Origin of the sequence: uncultured Cyclobacterium sp. (assembly GCF_963976465.1) — a bacterium.
Lineage (GTDB): Bacteria > Bacteroidota > Bacteroidia > Cytophagales > Cyclobacteriaceae > Cyclobacterium.
In genome coordinates, this window is record NZ_CAXBOC010000044.1 from 1 (window position 1) to 17,466 (window position 17,466).

Annotated in this window: 12 protein-coding genes; 7 read left to right on the plus strand and 5 right to left on the minus strand. The window is 40.4% G+C overall.

What is annotated here, in order from left to right; translation table 11 throughout:
• Genes AAC037_RS04205 through AAC037_RS04215 form a run of 3 tightly spaced genes read right to left on the minus strand, consistent with a single transcriptional unit; the run spans nt 1 to nt 2,739 of the window.
• Nucleotides 1-804: a heme ABC transporter ATP-binding protein gene (locus AAC037_RS04205; protein WP_339901803.1), complete on the minus strand. Its 804-nt coding sequence runs from the start codon at nt 802-804 to the stop codon at nt 1-3.
• Between the two features lie 7 nt (nt 805-811).
• A complete protein-coding gene (locus tag AAC037_RS04210; protein ID WP_339901804.1) occupies nt 812-1,867 on the minus strand; it encodes an iron chelate uptake ABC transporter family permease subunit in 1,056 nt (351 codons plus the stop codon).
• The gene (locus AAC037_RS04215) at nt 1,864-2,739 is read right to left on the minus strand and encodes an ABC transporter substrate-binding protein (protein WP_339901805.1); all 876 of its coding nucleotides are present in this window, start codon (nt 2,737-2,739) and stop codon (nt 1,864-1,866) included. Before AAC037_RS04215 ends, AAC037_RS04210 begins: the two co-directional genes overlap by 4 nt.
• A 450-nt stretch (nt 2,740-3,189) precedes the next feature.
• On the opposite strand from AAC037_RS04215, the gene AAC037_RS04220 reads away from it, so the two are divergent.
• Nucleotides 3,190-5,196, plus strand: coding sequence for an FG-GAP-like repeat-containing protein (locus AAC037_RS04220; protein WP_339901806.1), 2,007 nt, complete (start codon nt 3,190-3,192; stop codon nt 5,194-5,196).
• A gap of 187 nt (nt 5,197-5,383) precedes the next feature.
• Here the strand turns inward: AAC037_RS04220 and AAC037_RS04225 are convergent, their stop codons facing one another.
• Entirely contained in the window at nt 5,384-7,021 is a 1,638-nt protein-coding gene (locus tag AAC037_RS04225) for an FAD-dependent oxidoreductase (RefSeq protein WP_339901807.1), read from the minus strand.
• 484 nt (nt 7,022-7,505) lie between these two features.
• Here AAC037_RS04225 and AAC037_RS04230 point away from each other — a divergent pair, with 484 nt between their 5' ends.
• From AAC037_RS04230 to AAC037_RS04250, 5 genes are all read left to right on the plus strand, one after another.
• A complete protein-coding gene (locus tag AAC037_RS04230; protein ID WP_339901808.1) occupies nt 7,506-10,349 on the plus strand; it encodes a hypothetical protein in 2,844 nt (947 codons plus the stop codon).
• A gap of 30 nt (nt 10,350-10,379) precedes the next feature.
• A complete protein-coding gene (locus AAC037_RS04235; RefSeq protein ID WP_339901809.1) occupies nt 10,380-12,491 on the plus strand; it encodes a hypothetical protein in 2,112 nt (703 codons plus the stop codon).
• 377 nt (nt 12,492-12,868) lie between these two features.
• On the plus strand, nt 12,869-13,456 hold the full coding sequence (locus AAC037_RS04240) for a T9SS type A sorting domain-containing protein (protein WP_339901810.1): 588 nt from the start codon (nt 12,869-12,871) through the stop codon (nt 13,454-13,456).
• A gap of 248 nt (nt 13,457-13,704) precedes the next feature.
• Nucleotides 13,705-14,409, plus strand: a complete 705-nt coding sequence (locus AAC037_RS04245) for a LytTR family DNA-binding domain-containing protein (protein WP_339901811.1) — start codon at nt 13,705-13,707, stop codon at nt 14,407-14,409.
• Nucleotides 14,410-14,502: 93 nt separating this feature from the next.
• The gene (locus AAC037_RS04250) at nt 14,503-15,360 is read left to right on the plus strand and encodes a formate/nitrite transporter family protein (protein ID WP_339901812.1); all 858 of its coding nucleotides are present in this window, start codon (nt 14,503-14,505) and stop codon (nt 15,358-15,360) included.
• Between the two features lie 116 nt (nt 15,361-15,476).
• On the opposite strand, the gene AAC037_RS04255 is transcribed toward AAC037_RS04250, so the two are convergent.
• Complete coding sequence (locus tag AAC037_RS04255; protein ID WP_339901813.1) at nt 15,477-16,391, minus strand: endonuclease/exonuclease/phosphatase family protein; 915 nt, start codon at nt 16,389-16,391, stop codon at nt 15,477-15,479.
• Between the two features lie 314 nt (nt 16,392-16,705).
• Here AAC037_RS04255 and AAC037_RS04260 point away from each other — a divergent pair.
• The coding region (locus AAC037_RS04260) for an ABC transporter permease (RefSeq protein ID WP_339901814.1) at nt 16,706-17,466 on the plus strand (761 nt) is incomplete at its 3' end.

Here is a 17,466-nt window from a genome sequence, read left to right on the forward strand (position 1 = left end):
TTATTGAACCAGTCGGGTTGATGGATACATTTTAGATTTATTGGAACAGTGTACAATCAATTGATCAGTACCAAGGCAATGCATTAGCTGAATGGGATGATCGAATACCGTTTCAAGCAAACATTCATTCAAACCAGCCTTTATTGGTCCACAGTAACACATTTTCCCGGCTTTCAATAGTAGGATTTTGTCTGCATACTGTGCGGCCAGATTTAGGTCATGCAAAATGACAAGCACACCAATATTCCTTCTTTTTAATTGGGCCAATACCTCAAGCATGGCATGTTGCTGTGCAATGTCTAAGCTAGAGGTAGGCTCATCTAGCAATGCATACCTTGGGAAAGGCTTCTTTTCCCATATCTGCACCAATACTCTTGAGAGTTGAACCCTTTGTTTTTCACCACCCGACAGCTGTTCATATTGCTGCCCCTGCAAATGATCGATCTGTGCCAAGGCCATGACTTCATCCAATACTTTTTCGGGATCTTTAACTTTGTTGGAGATAAGCCCCAACTCCACTACTTCCCGAACGGTAAAGGGAAAATTCACTGTAGAATGTTGTGGCATTACGGCCCGAACCGCTGCTAATTGACTGGCCTTTAACCCGGCAATATTTCTACCATTGTATTTTACTACCCCCAAAGAAGCGTAAGAATCTCCTGAAAGGAGTTTAAAGAGCGTTGTTTTACCTGCGCCATTCGGTCCTAATATAGCCATGATTTCACCCGGATGAACCGCTAGATCGGTCGCATCAAGAATTGTCCGCTTTTTGGTCCGAAATTGAATGTTTGAAGCAGATAGCATACTGAAGTTATTTTTTTAAATTATAAATCAAACCCATAAAGAAAGGTGCTCCCAATAAAGAGGTAATCACACCAATCGGCATTTCGGCAGGAATGGCAATGGTTCTGGCCAATAGATCGGAGAAATTCAATAAAATTGCTCCCAATAAAAAGGATCCCGGCAAAACCAATTTATGATCCGCACCGAAACTTATCCGCATAAGATGGGGTACAATCAATCCTACAAACCCTATCATTCCGGACAAGGATACCGCAACACCAACAATCAAAGCCGTGGCCACAAGCAATATCACTTTTGTTCGTTTTACATTTACCCCCATATAAAAGGCCTCTTTCTCACCCAAAGCCATGGCATTCAAATTTTTAGCCCCACGCATTAATAAAAGGGAGGGGATACAAATGAAAATAGCCGCTATGGGAAGCTTGCCCCATGATGCTCCACTTAAATCGCCCAAACTCCAAAAAGTGAAACTCCTCAAAGCAGCATCATCTGCATAGAATAAGGTAAGACCAATCAAAGCTCCCGCCATGGCGTTGATCGCCACACCTGCCAAAATTATGGTGGCTGTATTTCCACCACCATTCCCGGTTCCCAAGTAATAAACCGCCAAAACATGAAATAATCCACCTAGGAAAGCAAACATGGGCAACCCAAAATCAGCTAGTAGAGGAAAGTTATCGACAATGCTGGGTAGCAGAACAAGAAATATAACCGCAAACAAAGCACTACCACTACTCACTCCAATTAACCCGGGTTCTACAAGTGGATTCCTAAACAAGCCCTGCAAAGCCGCTCCGGCGATTCCTAACCCACCTCCAACCAGCACAGCCAGTAATATTCGCGGCAACCTGATCTGCAACAATACTCCGGCAGACCTACTTTCAAAGCCGGCTAAATCCAAGCCCAAAGACCTTGTTAAAATGGCAAGGACTTCCATTAATTCAAGCGAATAGGCTCCTTTGGTTAGGGAAATAAGCAATACCAGGCAAAGGATACCGGTTAAGGACAGTAGCACCCAGTAATTCAAGCGCTTTTTGCTATTCACTATCCCAGAAGCCATCATTTTTTCCTTACTTCTTTAGCCAGTTCAAGTGCCACCTGTCCTACTCTAGGCCCCATACCTGACAAATAATGGCCATCAAAGCTCAACACCTGCTTTTCTTTATAAGCTTTCGTTTCCTTTACTCCATTCACAGCGGCAAGTCCATCCAAGCCTCCCAGACTTTCTAGCCCTGAATCAAATAAGACAAGATAATCGGGAGACATGCTTACCAGTGACTCAGGTGTCAAAGGAATAAACTCTTCAAAGCCCCGAGCTGCCATCTTTATTCCGGCCAAATTGAATATTTCTTCGGCAAAGGTGTTTTCTCCTGCCACAAATAAGGTCTCAGGCCCCCTCGCCATAACAAAAGCTGCAGTAAGGCTATCCTCCTTATCCTCTTCCAGCAAGTAATCCTTTAATGAATTTAAATCTTTCCTTATGTCTTCATTTATCTGTTCTCCCTTATCCGGCACCTCAAAAAGCCTGGCCAATTTCATCACCAATACTTTGGTTTCTTCAGGGTTGGTCGGCTTATTGAAAAAATGAACCTTTAAGTCCATCAACTTCAGTTGGCTGACTACATCCTCCGAGAGGTATTCTTCCTCAACCAAAAGCATATTCGGAGAAAGTGACAATATCCCTTCCGACTTGATTTGATTTCTATAACCAATGCTTGGGAGTGCCTGCATTTTCTTGGGATAGGTAGAGGTTCGGTCGGTGGCGATAATTTTATCACCAAATCCAAGTGTGTATACTATTTCAGTAATGGTCCCTCCCGCAGTAATAATCCTTTGAGGGATATTTTCTTCGGTAAGCTCAATAGATTTCTTTTCACCCGAAGCGCAGGACAATAAACTGAACAATAAAAAAGCCGAAAGCAGGATCTTTTGCATTTATTTAGATTAATTATTAATAAAATCAATAATGCGAATGTACATCTATTTGGATTAATTCCAAATAAAAATAACAGGAATTTTTATTCAAAATTTGACTCCTTAATGGATCTCACAGATCATAACTACAGCTAATTTACTGGAATGGACAGGGTGATAAATTAAGTCTACTGCCTATTGAAATTCTTAACCGGTCCTATAATAGCATTGTGGGAATTCAATATAATTTAAGATATTTAATGAGAGATAGTTTAAGGGATTTACGAAAGACAATAATACCGAATGGCCACTTTCCCAATAATTGGGTAAAACAGTATAAAACTGTTCAGCCCTTCCCTGAAGTCTTATACAGATTGGATTTTACTCAATGGAGAAAGCTATTCCTGCCATTGGTATTTTTTAATCAATCTATGGCTCGATATCGTGAAAGTGAAATCAATAATAAAAAGCATGAAACATAAACCCCAACTTATTCAAATGAAGAAATTAAAGCATTTCCTTAAAAAAAGCCCTTTGCTTTTGGCCATGTTTGCATTAGTTCTGGCATGTGCAGGTCCCAAAACCGTCGAAAACGAAGTAAAAGAAGCAGCTGACTTCGAGATTGTAAAATACAATAATCCAGGAGCAAGTTCATTTTTGGGTGTAGGCCTATGGGCCTGGCCATTACCAATGGATTATGATGGTGACGGAGACATGGACATGCTTGTATCCTGTCCTGACAAACCTTTTAATGGACTATACTTTTTTGAAAACACCAGCGGTGAAGATTTTCCCGACTTCGCTCCTCCGGTGAGAATAGGTGATGCCATTTCTAAAGTTCAGGTATCACATACTTCCCAAGGGGTAAAGGTTTTGACACCCGGTGCTGAGTTATTGAACTTTAAAACGGACTTGGCCTCCACTTCTAATGACCTATTCCCTATAGAAGAATTGACCAAAGACTTGGGTAAAAAGCCAAGGTTTAACCAGTGGAAAATGATAGACTATGAAGGAGATGGTGACCTGGACATTATTGTAGGGATGGACGATTGGTCGGCCTACGGCTGGGATGATGCCTACAATGAGGAAGGCGTTTGGACCAATGGCCCACTTTATGGCTTTGTGTACCTGTTGGAAAACAAAGATGGCAAGTATGAAAACCGCGGCAGAATCCAGGCCGGAGGGAAAGAAATAAATGTATATGGTGCTCCTTCACCTAATTTTGCTGATTTTGATGGAGATGGTGACCTTGACCTTATCTGTGGGGAATTCTTGGATAAATTAACCTATTTTGAAAATACAGGTACCAGAGAAAATCCTGTTTATAAAGAAGGACGGTATTTAGAAAATGAAGAGGGAATCATTGCCATGAATTTGGAAATGATTATTCCCGTAGCCCTTGATTGGGACAAAGATGGTCATGTTGATTTGGTCGTAGGTGATGAAGATGGACGTGTTGCTTTGGTGAAAAATACTGGAGAAATAAAAAATGGACTTCCTATTTTTACCTCCCCAAAGTATTTCAGACAACAAGCCGACAATCTTAAATTTGGTGCCTTGGTAACCCCTGTAAGTGTGGATTGGGACAATGACGGAGATGAAGATATCATTGCAGGAAACTCTGCAGGTCATTTTGCCTTTATTGAAAATTTGGATGGTGCCCCTACACCCAAATGGGCTGAACCTAAATTGCTCGAAATCGATGGTGAGCCAATAAGAATTCAGGCAGGAAACAATGGATCCATCCAAGGGCCTGCAGAAGCCAAGTGGGGCTATACCACCTTATCCGTAGCGGATTGGGATGGCGACGATCATCAAGACATCATCTTTAACTCCATCTGGGGAAAAGTAGAATGGATCAAAAACACAGGGAACGGATTATTGGCACCTCAGCCGGTCAAAGTAGACTGGAAAGGTCAATCTCCTCCCTATCCTGCCTGGAATTGGTGGAAACCTAAAGCCGATGAATTGGTCACCCAATGGAGAACCACCCCTTATGCCATCGATTGGAACAAAGATGGGGTGATGGATTTGGTAATGCTAGATCATGAAGGTTATCTTGCTCTATTTAAAGGCAAAAAAGGGGATGGAGAACCGACTCTGCAGCCCGGAAAACGAATTTTTTATGGGGAAAAGGGTTCTGCCTTTAGCAATAAAGACAAAGTGGAAGATACAAATCCGGGCGTCTTAAGGCTGAATACATCGGATGCAGGAAGCAGTGGCCGAAGGAAAATCAGCTTTATGGATTGGGACAATGATGGAGACCTGGACTTATTGATCAACAGTGTAAACATTTCATTATTTGAGAATGTAAGCGAAAGCCCGGATAAAGTCGTATTCAATCATAAAGGCCCAATTTCTGAGAAAATCCTAGCCGGACACACCACAAGTCCTACATTCGTAGACTGGAATAGAAATGGGACTTGGGATGTTTTGGCCGGTGCCGAAGATGGACATTTCTACTACTTCCCCAGGTAATCAATCAAAATAGTTAAAAAAGCCTCTGCAATAATTGCAGAGGCCTTTTTATGTTTTTCAAATTCCATTTATTGTGGTTCTGCAGCAATGTTGACAAAATCTTTAGTTACCTCAATAGATGGCTTTTTACCGATGTCAATCAACCTGAGGTATATAGACCACCGGCTGTTTTGCATACTTTTCCCTATTAATTATTTGTAGTAATTATTTGCAGCCAATTATCCGGTAAGGCAAGTATTTGGTCTTGATTTAGAAGAATCTTTTCCAATTCCGAATAAGGTATATCCTGTACATCTACCCTTTCACTAGCAGCAATGGCTGCTGCTGCCCCAATACTTTGGCCCAACACCATAAAGGTAGGAACAATCCGGATGCTACCATAGCCTACATAACTTGAGGAAAGACAGGTAGGTGTCAATAGGTTTATGGCCTCTGCTTTTTTAGGAACTGAAGCTTGAAATGAAATTTTAAATGGCTTCCAGGTCCTATCGTTTTCTACATGGGTGAATCCTTCATTATAAGCTTTGCCATCTTTTACTATTCTCCTGGCATGGTGCATATCAGGAGGCCACCAAGCAAGGGCAACAGGATCTGAAATGGTGTCTTCTTTATTGATATCAGTATTGTATTCGGTGATGACATAGTCTGAGACCATCCTCCTTCCACTGCGAATATATAGGCGCCGAGGCCAATTCCCATTGTCTGTAAATTCATCTTTTGGCAAGCCCCAGCCTTCCCAATCTGCTCTCGTTAAGCTATCTACACTTTCGTCATGCTGCAAAAACCAAAGCAAACCCAGTGTAAAAGAACGGTGATAATTGATTATACTATCTTGCTTCTCATAATTCCCCGCAGGGTATTCCCAATTTTCTCCATAAAGATTGGCAGAGAGATCATGCCAACTACCGATGTCTGTTTTTCCATTGTGCCTATTGGCAACAGGCTTGAACAGCCTACCTCCTTCTTTTAAGTATCTCCGGTAAATCTCATACCGTCCCGGATCGTAATCCTCAGGTTTATCAATTGGAATACTGTTATCTTCTTCCTTTGTAAGGCACATCCTGAAACAAAAGCCCTGTATATAAGGACTGGGATCTCCATGATTTCCCAATTCCCCGGATTGAATGGTAGGAATAAGTCCGCTTGTGGGATTTCCTTCGATTACATAAGGGTCAACCCCCACTTGAAATTGCTTGAAAGTATTTACTTCCTGAATTCCATTTAGATTCTCCCCGTATTTTTCATTCCCTTCACGAATTGTTTCAGTAGTAATTCCGGCAAAGTGCAGCAAGTGTCCTTCAATCGATGCATCTACAAATACTTTGGCTTTAATTTCGGTACCATTTTCAAGCATTACCTTTTCTATTCTGTTTCCCTTTTTTCCTACACCGTTTTGTTCCTTTATCCTGGTATTTCTTATAATGGTAATGTTTTTTTCTTCCTCCAACATCAGCTCAATTACTGCTTCAGCTACTGAAGGTTCATATTTTGAATACCATTTTGGGTTTTCAAATTGTGCTTTCAGTCCGTAATGCGCTTCCACTTTTTCATAAAATTCCCGAGCTATCCCCCCAATCACTCGTGCATTTCCAAACCGCATGTCCTTCCCCAATCCCTCCACTACCATCCCCCCCGGATGACCTGTAGGTTCAATAAGTACCACTTTTTTCCCCAGTCTGGCAGCTTGGATAGCAGCAGTAAAGCCCGCCTCACTGCCTCCTAAAATACAAACATCAGTAGTGAAATTAGATTGCTGCACTTTGTCATTGCAAGCATAAAAGGAAAGGCATACAAATAGTAAAAAAGGTAATCTTATAAATTTCATGAATTCTTTGGGTAAGGGTTTTGCTAATTATTTATCTTTTTCGAGGATTTAAGAGATGCTGAAATGATGCTTTTATTTTTTCTCCTTCACCCTGAGGTTTATCCCAAGCTTATCCTAATAAACGCAGCAATTACTTCGATTTACCAAATTTTTATTTGTATGCGCTTTAGCAGGATATTATCATTGTATTTTTGAAATTTTAAGTTTGTGTATAAATTGTATCGGAAATATTTTTCTTGCAGGTATTAATGAAAAATTCAAACGATTACGATCAACTTATAAGAGCAATTGCAATATATAATTGTGAACTTTTGTTTCGATAAATTTATAATCTTTTTTATCCTTAACTTTCCCCAATCAAAATTTGCCGTACAAAAATTAAAACACTGAGAGGAATGTATCTGAAAACTATGTAAAACTTAGGTAAATAAAGCTTCACTCTACTCGAAATAAAACATTAATGCCCTATAATTCAACCTACAAAATGAAAAATATATTTAAGCTGCTTTTTACAATCCTTGTTAGTACAGTCTCTTTAAATCTTACTGCGCAGCAAAAAGCAAAACACGCTCCCTACGATAAGGGGAAAATAAAAGTCAGCCAAGATTGGCTCGTTAATTCTATACCAGAAAAAACCGGTATTTTCTCCAATTCCAATGGTCAACTTGTATTAAGCAATGGTCTGATCAGCAGGGTATTCGAAATCAACAAGGGCGGCGCTACTGTGGGACTGGAAAACTTAATGACGGGTGAAAACATGCTTCGGGCAATAAGACCTGAAGCAGAAGTAAGCATTGATGGCTTAAAGTTTCCTGTGGGAGGTTTGGTTGGGCAGCCGGTACAAAACTACCTGCTGGACAAATGGGTACAACAAATGGAAGCAGACCCCTCGGCCTTAACCTTGCTGGACCAGAATTTTGGCAACACAACACCCAGATTTGATTGGAAAAAAAGGCCGGAATGGATGCCCAAAGACCTGGATTGGCCGGCTCCCGGTAAACAATTGGTATTTACCTATGGGTTTAGCCAAAAACTGATCACACACCTTGTCAACCAAAGCAATACCGACCAAGGCAGAGAAGTATTATTTATGGATGATTTCATGGATTTAAAGCAAAATTGGGAGGTCTTTGCATCTAAAGGAGATGAGAGAAATTCTTTTATCAATGAAGGCAAGGCCGGGGAAATCATGGCCTTGGCCAATCAATATGTGTACGCAAGCACTCCGGTACCTGCTAAGAGTAAGGTCTGGATTGTTGAAATCGATCCCGGTACTGATAAGTCCGGCAGCTGGGGCCCGGGCATGGCCTTGCAATCAAAAAATGGGGCCTTGTACAAGTTTAACCTGAGAACGGGCGATCTTAGCTTTGGTATATATGATGGGAAGAATGAAAGAAGGATTGGGAAATTACTAGCCGGAAAGAAAGTATACCTCAGGGCAGAACAGCTACCGGATGGCCTAACCTTCTCCTTTTCTTACACGGGGGAGGATTTCGAGCAATTGGCAAAGATTCCTACAGACAACAGTCCTATCGCCTCACTTCAAGTGGGGAAAATGGATCAAAAAGCCGGAGCCGGGGATTTCATTACTTCAGGAGAAAGAGGCCGTAGTCATATTAATCAGGTGCAGATTTTAGGAGAACTTCAAGAAAATGCCAAACAAGAAAAATTGGATCGGTTAAAATACTTGAAAGACCTCCAAGTGAAGGTTTTCTACGAAATGTATGATGGCATCCCTCTTCTTTCCAAATGGATTGAGGTCGTCAATAATTCCGGGCAAAAAATAGTTGTTGACCGTTTTAAAAGTGAGATTTTGGCTTTGGTGGAAGCAGAAAGCGCAGTGGATGATAAGGATATTTGGAGAAAACCCAACCTTTCTGTAGAGACAGATTTCCGCTTCGGAGGTATGTCTCCGGATAACCTTTACTCGAGTAGCATTGCCTGGAATGCAGACCCTGCATATAAAACACAGGTGAATTACAATATGAAGACACCTGCTTTGCTGGAAGCATACCCTAAATTAGGCCCGATGAAAACTTTGGCCCCGGGTGAAAGCATGAAAAGCTTTAGAACTTGGGAGCTATTCCATGACAGCTGGGACCGAGAGCGAATCGGTCTTGCCGAAAAGAGAATGTACCGTTCACAAGCACCTTGGGCTACCGAAAACCCTATCATGATGCATGTTCGGAATGCTGACAATGCCTCTGTGAAAAAAGCCATAGATCAGTGTGCTGAGGTAGGCTTTGAAATGGTAATCATGACATTTGGTAGTGGATTTCAGATTGAAAATGACAGCCCGGAAAACCTGAACCGAATGAAAGCCCTTGCTGATTATGCTCATGAGAAAGGTATAGCGCTGGGTGGTTATTCCCTATTAGCCAGCAGGAGCATCGACAAAGAAAATGATGTGATCATGCCTGAAGGAAAAAAACCGAGGTTTGGCAATTCTCCTTGCTTGGAAAGTGAGTGGGGACAAGAATATTTCAAAAAGCTTTATGCTTTTTACGAAAATAACGGGCAAGATATTTTAGAGCACGATGGAAGCTACCCCGGAGATGTATGCGCCAGCCATAATCATCCCGGACATTCCGGTTTAGAAGACTCCCAATGGAACCAATACGAAACCATCAGGGAATTTTATGAATGGTGCCGAAGCAAAGGAATTTTCCTCAATGTGCCGGATCATTACTTTATGGCAGGAAGCAATAAAACCGGAATGGGTTACCGCGAGACCAACTGGTCTCTTCCTCGGGCACAACAGGAAATCATAGAAAGGCAAAACATCTATGATGGTACCTGGCAAAAAACCCCTTCTATGGGTTGGATGTTTGTGCCTTTGGTGGAATACCATGGCGGAGGCAAAGAAGCCACAATTGAGCCATTGAAAGACCATTTGCCTCATTACGAACAAAGGTTGGCCAACCTTTTTGGTGCAGGGGTACAGGCCTGCTACCGGGGTCCACAATTGTACGACAGTCCCCAGACCAAAGAAATTGTTAAAAAGTGGGTGGATTTTTATAAGGCACACAGAGGAGTACTAGACAGTGATATTGTCCATATTAGACGGCCTGACGGAAGGGATTATGACGGATTGCTACATGTCAATCCTGAAGGAAAAGAAAAAGGGCTGATCATGCTTTACAATCCCCTAGAAGTGCCGGTGGCCAAGACCATAAAGGTCAACCTGTATTATACAGGCCTGTCCGAAAAAGCCGTATTGACCAATCAGGATGGGGATAAACTGCATATGAGCCTAAATAGGGATTATAGCATTAACCTTCCCATCCATATTCCGGCAAAAAGCCAGCAGTGGTTTGTAATCAATTAAAACAATTTCTTCTTAAACGACACCTATAAAATGATAAAGATAATTGGTCTTACAGGGCTATATTGCCTACTTGCTTTTGTCAGCTTTGGACAAGAGCAGTCTGTAAAATATTATACCCTTTCCAACAGCCTAATAAGCAAAACCATTGAGGTTCGCGATGGTCATTTGAAAACCACCCAAATTGAAAATAAAGCTACAGGCGAAAAGATTCCTATCCATACCAAAACCGAATTTAAACTGAGAATTTCAGAAGGAACTGATCAACCCAAAACCGCCGAAAACCTGGTTTCGGCGGACTTTGTGTTGGAGAAAGTATTGGAAAATTCACCAAATCTCATGTCTTTCCTTTTGAAAGAGAAACAGGGGAAAATGTCCGTTGAATTGACCTATAGTCTGGATGAAAATGAATTTTATACCAGAAAATCACTAAAGATAAAAGCTGGAATTAACCTGGTATTGGAACGCATAGATTTAGAAGTTATTGATGGAGGTTTGGTACAGCCTTATCAGCAAAAACAGATTACTGCTCAAGGACCTGCACAATGGAAACCGGGGCTGGGACAACCGCTCTTTGGGCAAAATGCCCCCATTTTTATGGGCATTGAGTTCCCTGCCAGTGACAATTTTGTAGGAGCAGATCAAACTGCATACTGTGGCTATTTATGGGGAAAATCACTTAAGGAAGGTGAAACTTATTTGACCTATTCATCGGTAACAGGGGTTGGAAAAGACAATGATGGTCTGGAAAAAACTTTTCAAGCCTATATCGATAATATCAGAATTAGGCCTCTCCGATTACAAGTTCAGTACAACAGCTGGTTTGATTATGGACAAGGTGTCAGCAAAGAAAAATTTATCTCCAGTGTGAATAAAGTACACGAGGAACTTGTGATCAACCGTGGAGTTCCTCCTTTAAATGCCTATGTAATCGACGATGGTTGGCAGGATGTTCATGCAGACTGGTCAGATGAAGTATGGAAAATCAATGAAAAGTTTGACATGGACTTTTCCGGAAGTTTCGATAAAATGAGGGCTGTTGATTCCAAATTGGGACTCTGGCTTAGTCCGGGATTACTTTTCGGAGCTCAGCCGGCAGCCAAACCTCTAGGCAAGCAAGGTTTTGAAATTTTGGGCAATTGGATGAGTATTGCCGGCCCCAAATATATGGGTTTACTTGAAAAAAGAATGTTGGATTTAACCCGACAGGGGGTCTCCTATTTCAAGCTGGATGGGATTTTTGGTCACTTGAACATTCGGGAATTTGAGCTAGACGGAAGCGATTACGGTCTTCCGAAAATGCCACAGCTGGGCATTGATGGGTTAAGCCCTTCAGACAGCCTGCTCAATGATCCAAAGTACGATGCTTTAAAAACTTACTATTTGGTAGCAGGTACAGAAAGGTTAATAGAAATTTTTGAAAAACAACATCAGGTCAATCCTGAAGTATATATCGTCATTTCAAACGGAGCTTACCTAAGCCCATGGTGGCTCATGCATGTAGATGCTGTCTGGATGATCAATGCAGGAGATGCCGCAGGGGGTAGCACCAGAACAGAGGAACTTGTTTATAGGGATGGGGTCTATTATGACACCTGGATCAAAGAAAAAACCCAATATCCAATGAATTCCTTGTTTAATCATGAACCTAAGAAGACCAAAACCGGTGAAAGCAAAGAAGATTTCTTCAACTACCTGATGATGAACCTTTCCAGAGGCACCGGATTTGTAGAATTGTATTTAAAAACCAAGGAATTATCCAAGGAAGATTGGGATGTATTAGCCGATGGGCTTACATGGGTACACCATGCTTTTCCCTATTTCAAGTACGTGACCATGCATGGTGGAGACCCAAAACAGCAAGAAGCTTATGGTTATAGCGGATGGAATAAAAAAGGTGGCTATATCTCCATTCATAACCCCAACAAGTCTGCAAGTGCCAATTACAAAATTTCTTTGGATTCCCTATTAACGCAGCACAAAAAGAATACAACCTACAAAATGATTCCTATCGTAGGAAATTCACCAAAAAAAGAGACCAATATCGAGAATGGCACCCAATTGGAACTTGAATTGGCACCCGGTGAAATTCTGATTTATGAATTTCAAAAAGTAAAACAAACTAGGGAAATCATTCATCATTAAACTCTGGTTTTACCTCCTAATTAGGGATTTGGTTAAATTTTATATTGAGGGATTAAGGGCAATATTAATTTATTGCCCTTATTTTTTTTATAGGTATAGAGAATTTTTTAGGCTTCAAAGGGATCATCAGACGCTCCTGTAAACCCTTCATTTTCTATTGCTCAAATAGACTTCCCAGTATTGCTGTTAACAGTTTTTTCTAGGGCCATCTCAGGTTATGCCCAGACCTCAAATAACTTCATCGCATCACTTTCCCTATTCATCGCAGTCTTTTTGGGTTTCATCGCAGTTCAAAAAAAGGCTGGATTAAGCACCGTATGTTTGAATCATAATTTAAAAACAAACAAAAAAAATACACGCATTTAAACAATAAGATCATGAAAAACATACTTAAAAGTTTCGCAGTAGCCGCATTAATGTTTATTTCCTTAAGCTCTATGGCTTATGTACCTAGTGTTAATCTAATCAATGGATCTACCTCAAAAAGTTTAGTGTTAGCCATGGTTTCTTCCACCAATGCTCAAGATGTGTCCTTAATTGATGCCAATGGCAATACTTTATTTTATGATGATGTGACAGACCATAGCTATACTAAAAGCTTCAACCTAAAGAATCTTGATGAAGGCACTTATTTCATCAACGTAAATAACAAAGAGCAGTCCGTGGTTTACACCCTTGTATTAGAAGCTGATGGCATCAATATCCTCAATAAAGAGATGGTAGAAAAGCCTTCTGTGTTTGATACATATGGCCACAAAGTAAACCTCAACCTTAACAATAGTGACCGAACTAAAGTGGCCATAGAAGTGACCAATCAAGACCATGCCAAACTTTATAAAGAAGTCTTTACCGGCAAAAAAACCATTGACATGACCTTCAATTTTGAAAGTGCCGTCCAAGGTGAATATACCATCAGCGTCAAAGATGGTAATGAGGTTTATACCCAAGAAATAAATGTGAATTAAGCCAAAAATAGGTTCACATCAAGAACTAAATGTTATAAGCTTTCATAATGGAGATGCCCCTGTCTTTACATCAAGTACTGTTCAGGGGTTTCTTTTTTTATATATAGTAACCTAAGCGATTTTTGCTGCATTGGTTATGATGGTTGAAGCGGCCAGTAGTACCAAGAATCGATTGTCAACGGGATAGGGCTTCTTTTTAAAACAAAAAACAAATATATTGAAGGCAGATCCTTTCAAAAAAACAATTCATGATAAATTGTATTGCCATAGATGACGAACCCCTTGCGTTGGAATTGCTCAAAAAATACATCGACAAAATAGCATTCCTGAACTTGGTAGCTACCTGCGACAATGCCTTTGATGCCATGGAGCAAATGCAGCACCAACAGATAGATCTTATCTTTGTTGATATTCAAATGCCGGAATTAACAGGCCTACAGTTTATTTCAAGTCTTGAAAAAAAACCTTTGGCCATCGTTATCACCGCCTACAAAGAATTTGCCTTGGACAGCTTTGACTTGGATGTGGTGGATTACCTGCTAAAACCTGTTCCTATGGATCGTTTTTTGAAAGCCTGTAACCGAGCCAAAGACCGATTTGAATTATTAACCAACCATAATCATGACCAGGCTACAAAAGATCCAGACCATTTTTTTGTTAATGTAGATTACAGTCAAGTAAAAATTAAGTTTATTGACATCCTATGGCTTAAAGGTTATGGGGATTACCTTAAATTTTATTTGAAAAAAAACTCTCAGCCATTGGTGGTTCGGATGAGTTTCAAGGAAATCGTATCCATATTACCGCCAAAACAATTTATAAGAATTCACAAATCTTATATGGTGGCTATAGATGAAATTACTTCCATCCGTAAAAGCAGTCTCTTTTTGGGAGAATTGGAATTTTCAGTGGGGGAATTCTACAAAGAAAGCGTAGAAAAGCTAATTGATTAAGCCTGATATAAGATCAGGGTTTATATGAAACTTATTCTTCTTAACTTGGTTAATCCTATGTAAATTTTCTAATAGACTCCTATCTTTAAAATTATGAAGGCTGAAAACAAGGACCAAAAAGAACACCAACAGGACTTGGAGAAAAAATCCAATGAGGTAGAAAGGTCAGAGAATTATACCGAGATCCTCAGCCGTGTCATACACGAGGGGGAGGAAATATTTAAAATAAATAATAGGGCAGTATTTTTAAGTGCTTGCATCGCCGGCTTAGAAATAGGGTTCAGTTACCTTTTGGTTGCTACTTTATATTTCACCTTTGAAGGGAGGCTGGATGAGAATACCACCTTCAAATTATTCGGCCTTGTATATCCCTTGGGATTTATCATGGTCATTCTAGGTAAATCGGTATTGTATACCGAACAAACCTCTGTATTGGCCTTACCGGTGTTGAATGGACAAAGGTCAATTCTTGAACTATTAACCATCTGGTCTATTGTCATTATTGGGAATCTCTTGGGGGGAATCTTATTTGTATTCTGTGTAGGAGATTTGGCTTCCCAACTCAACCTATTTGATAAAGTAACAATGGTTAAAATTGCCGATCACATCTTGGATCACAGTTATTGGGTATTGCTGTTGAGTTCCATATTTGCAGGTTGGCTGATGGGACTTTTAACCTGGCTTTTGAACAGCACCACTGAAGCCTTGACCCGAATACTATTGATTGTTCTAATCACTGGCACCATAGGTTTTGTAGGTTTTCACCATAGCATCGTAGGGAATATAGAAGCCTTTGCCGGTTATTTATATTCGGAATATATCTCCATTGGGGATTATTTGGTCTTCCTTGTCCTAACCTTATTGGGCAATGGAATTGGGGGTGCCATTGTGGTAGCACTTTTTAAGTATCGGATTTTCGAATCCCATTATGCTTCAAAAAGGAAACATTAAGCGGCCTTACTCTGGATTAAATATATCTCAACCTGACGGAGAGAAATTTTTGCTTTAGCTGTGATTTCAGCAATTAAACCTGACCTATGCAATAGACAATCTGTACCTAATCCCAATTAAAATGAGAAAGTAGTTACTACAAACCCATGGTCTGAAGGGTAAGGAAAAGTTTTGCCATTGATGAAAAAGGGTTCACCCAAGTGTGCATTGTAGGAATCTGAAGTAATGGGCTTTAACGCATCCCGCTTATAAAAAATATAATCTATTCGGTGTTCATCCTTCACCCCTTTACTGTCCCAGGTAACACCAGGATGGGTTATGGGATAGGGATTTAAAGTTCTGTAAGTATCAATCAAACCTATATCTTCTAAAACCTTGGTACTGTACCAGGGGACCTGCAAACCATTGTGAATTTCCTTGGTCTCTTCTCCCCAATCCAAATGTGAAGGGCTGTTCATGTCTCCGCCAAAAATCATGGGAATGGAATCAGTGGCTGCACTGTATCTTTTTAAGTAGGGAAGTACCTTTTGAATCCTATTGTACCGGGTTTCTGTCTTTTCCCAGTCAAGCAATTCAGCAGTATTCATACCCATTTTCTCGGGTTCATTCTCCCAAGGCAGATAATGAAACCAATTGGAAAAGAAACGGATCTTTTGACCCTTTATTAGAACTTCTCTTCCTCCTAGGTAAAAAGGATATTCTGTGTCTAGGGGCTCACCAAAGGGAAACTTAGAGAAAATGGATAGATTGACGTTTTTGTCATCCAAGGCAGTCCCTTCCTTAGCAATTAAATGAAAATTATAGCCCAGAGAATCTGCAATTCTTTTGCCTGAACCATAGGTTTCTACCATCAAGATCACATCGGGATCAATTTCTTTTATAATTTGAATGACTTGCTGAGGCCCATTTTCTATGTCATTGCCCCCATGCAAAATATTCCAGGCCATCACTTTGAAGGTGATCGGTTTTTCTTTGGGGGTGCAATTTCCAAGTACGAAAAAAACGATTAAACCAAGTAAAATTCTCATCATTAACTATTAATTTTTGCCATAGGAATCCTTTCAAACGCCCAATAAAAAGCAGCAAAAACAAAGGGTTTGAAAACTGACGGATATTAGGAACAAAGCTAATTGCTCAGCCCTGTAAAACAAGCTCAATCAAGTTAATTTGTTATCTATAAACACTAATTTGTTTAATAACCTGAGTAGATGTTGCACCATTTCATTTAATTGCTGAAATTAAACAGGCTCATGAAAAATCCGGTAATTGTATCATATTTAAAAATGACCTACATCATGTAATTCACTCATAATCATCACTAAATTCGCTTTCTATATTTCTATAAATGCCAAAACCAACCACCATAAAAAGCCGCTCACAGTCGTTTTTTGTCGAAATCGGCGACTTAACACTTTTCGCCGGACGATTTTTCAAAGAAGCATTCAGTCTTCCTTTTGAGTTTAAGGAGTTGGTGCGCCAATGCAATAATGTAGGTAACCGCTCCTTACTTTTGGTGGGAGTAACCGGATTTATATTAGGTCTTGTTTTTACCCTTCAGTCCCGCCCTACACTAATGGAGTTTGGTGCAGAAAGTTGGATGCCTTCTATGGTAGGAATATCTATTGTCAGAGAAATAGGTCCGGTGATCATTGCCCTGATATGTGCCGGAAGGGTCGGCTCAGGTATAGGCGCAGAACTGGGGTCTATGCGCGTTACAGAACAAATAGACGCCATGGAGGTTTCCGGAAACAATCCTTTTAAATACCTGGTGGTTACCCGTATTCTGGCCACTACCTTGATGTTGCCTTTATTGATTATAACAGGAGATGTCATTGCACTTTTGGGCTCTGCCATTATTGAAAACCTAAAAGGAAATGTCTCTTTTGTTCTTTATTTTAATCAGGTTTTTGATGCGCTCAAATATAGTGACATCATCCCCGCCACCATAAAATCCATTTTCTTCGGTTTTGCCATAGGACTGGTGGGATGTTATAAGGGTTACAATTGCTCCAAAGGAACCGTAGGTGTGGGAGAAGCCTCCAATTCAGCAGTTGTTTATACTTCTATGTTGTTGTTTGTCATTGATTTTATTGCCGTCTTTGTTTC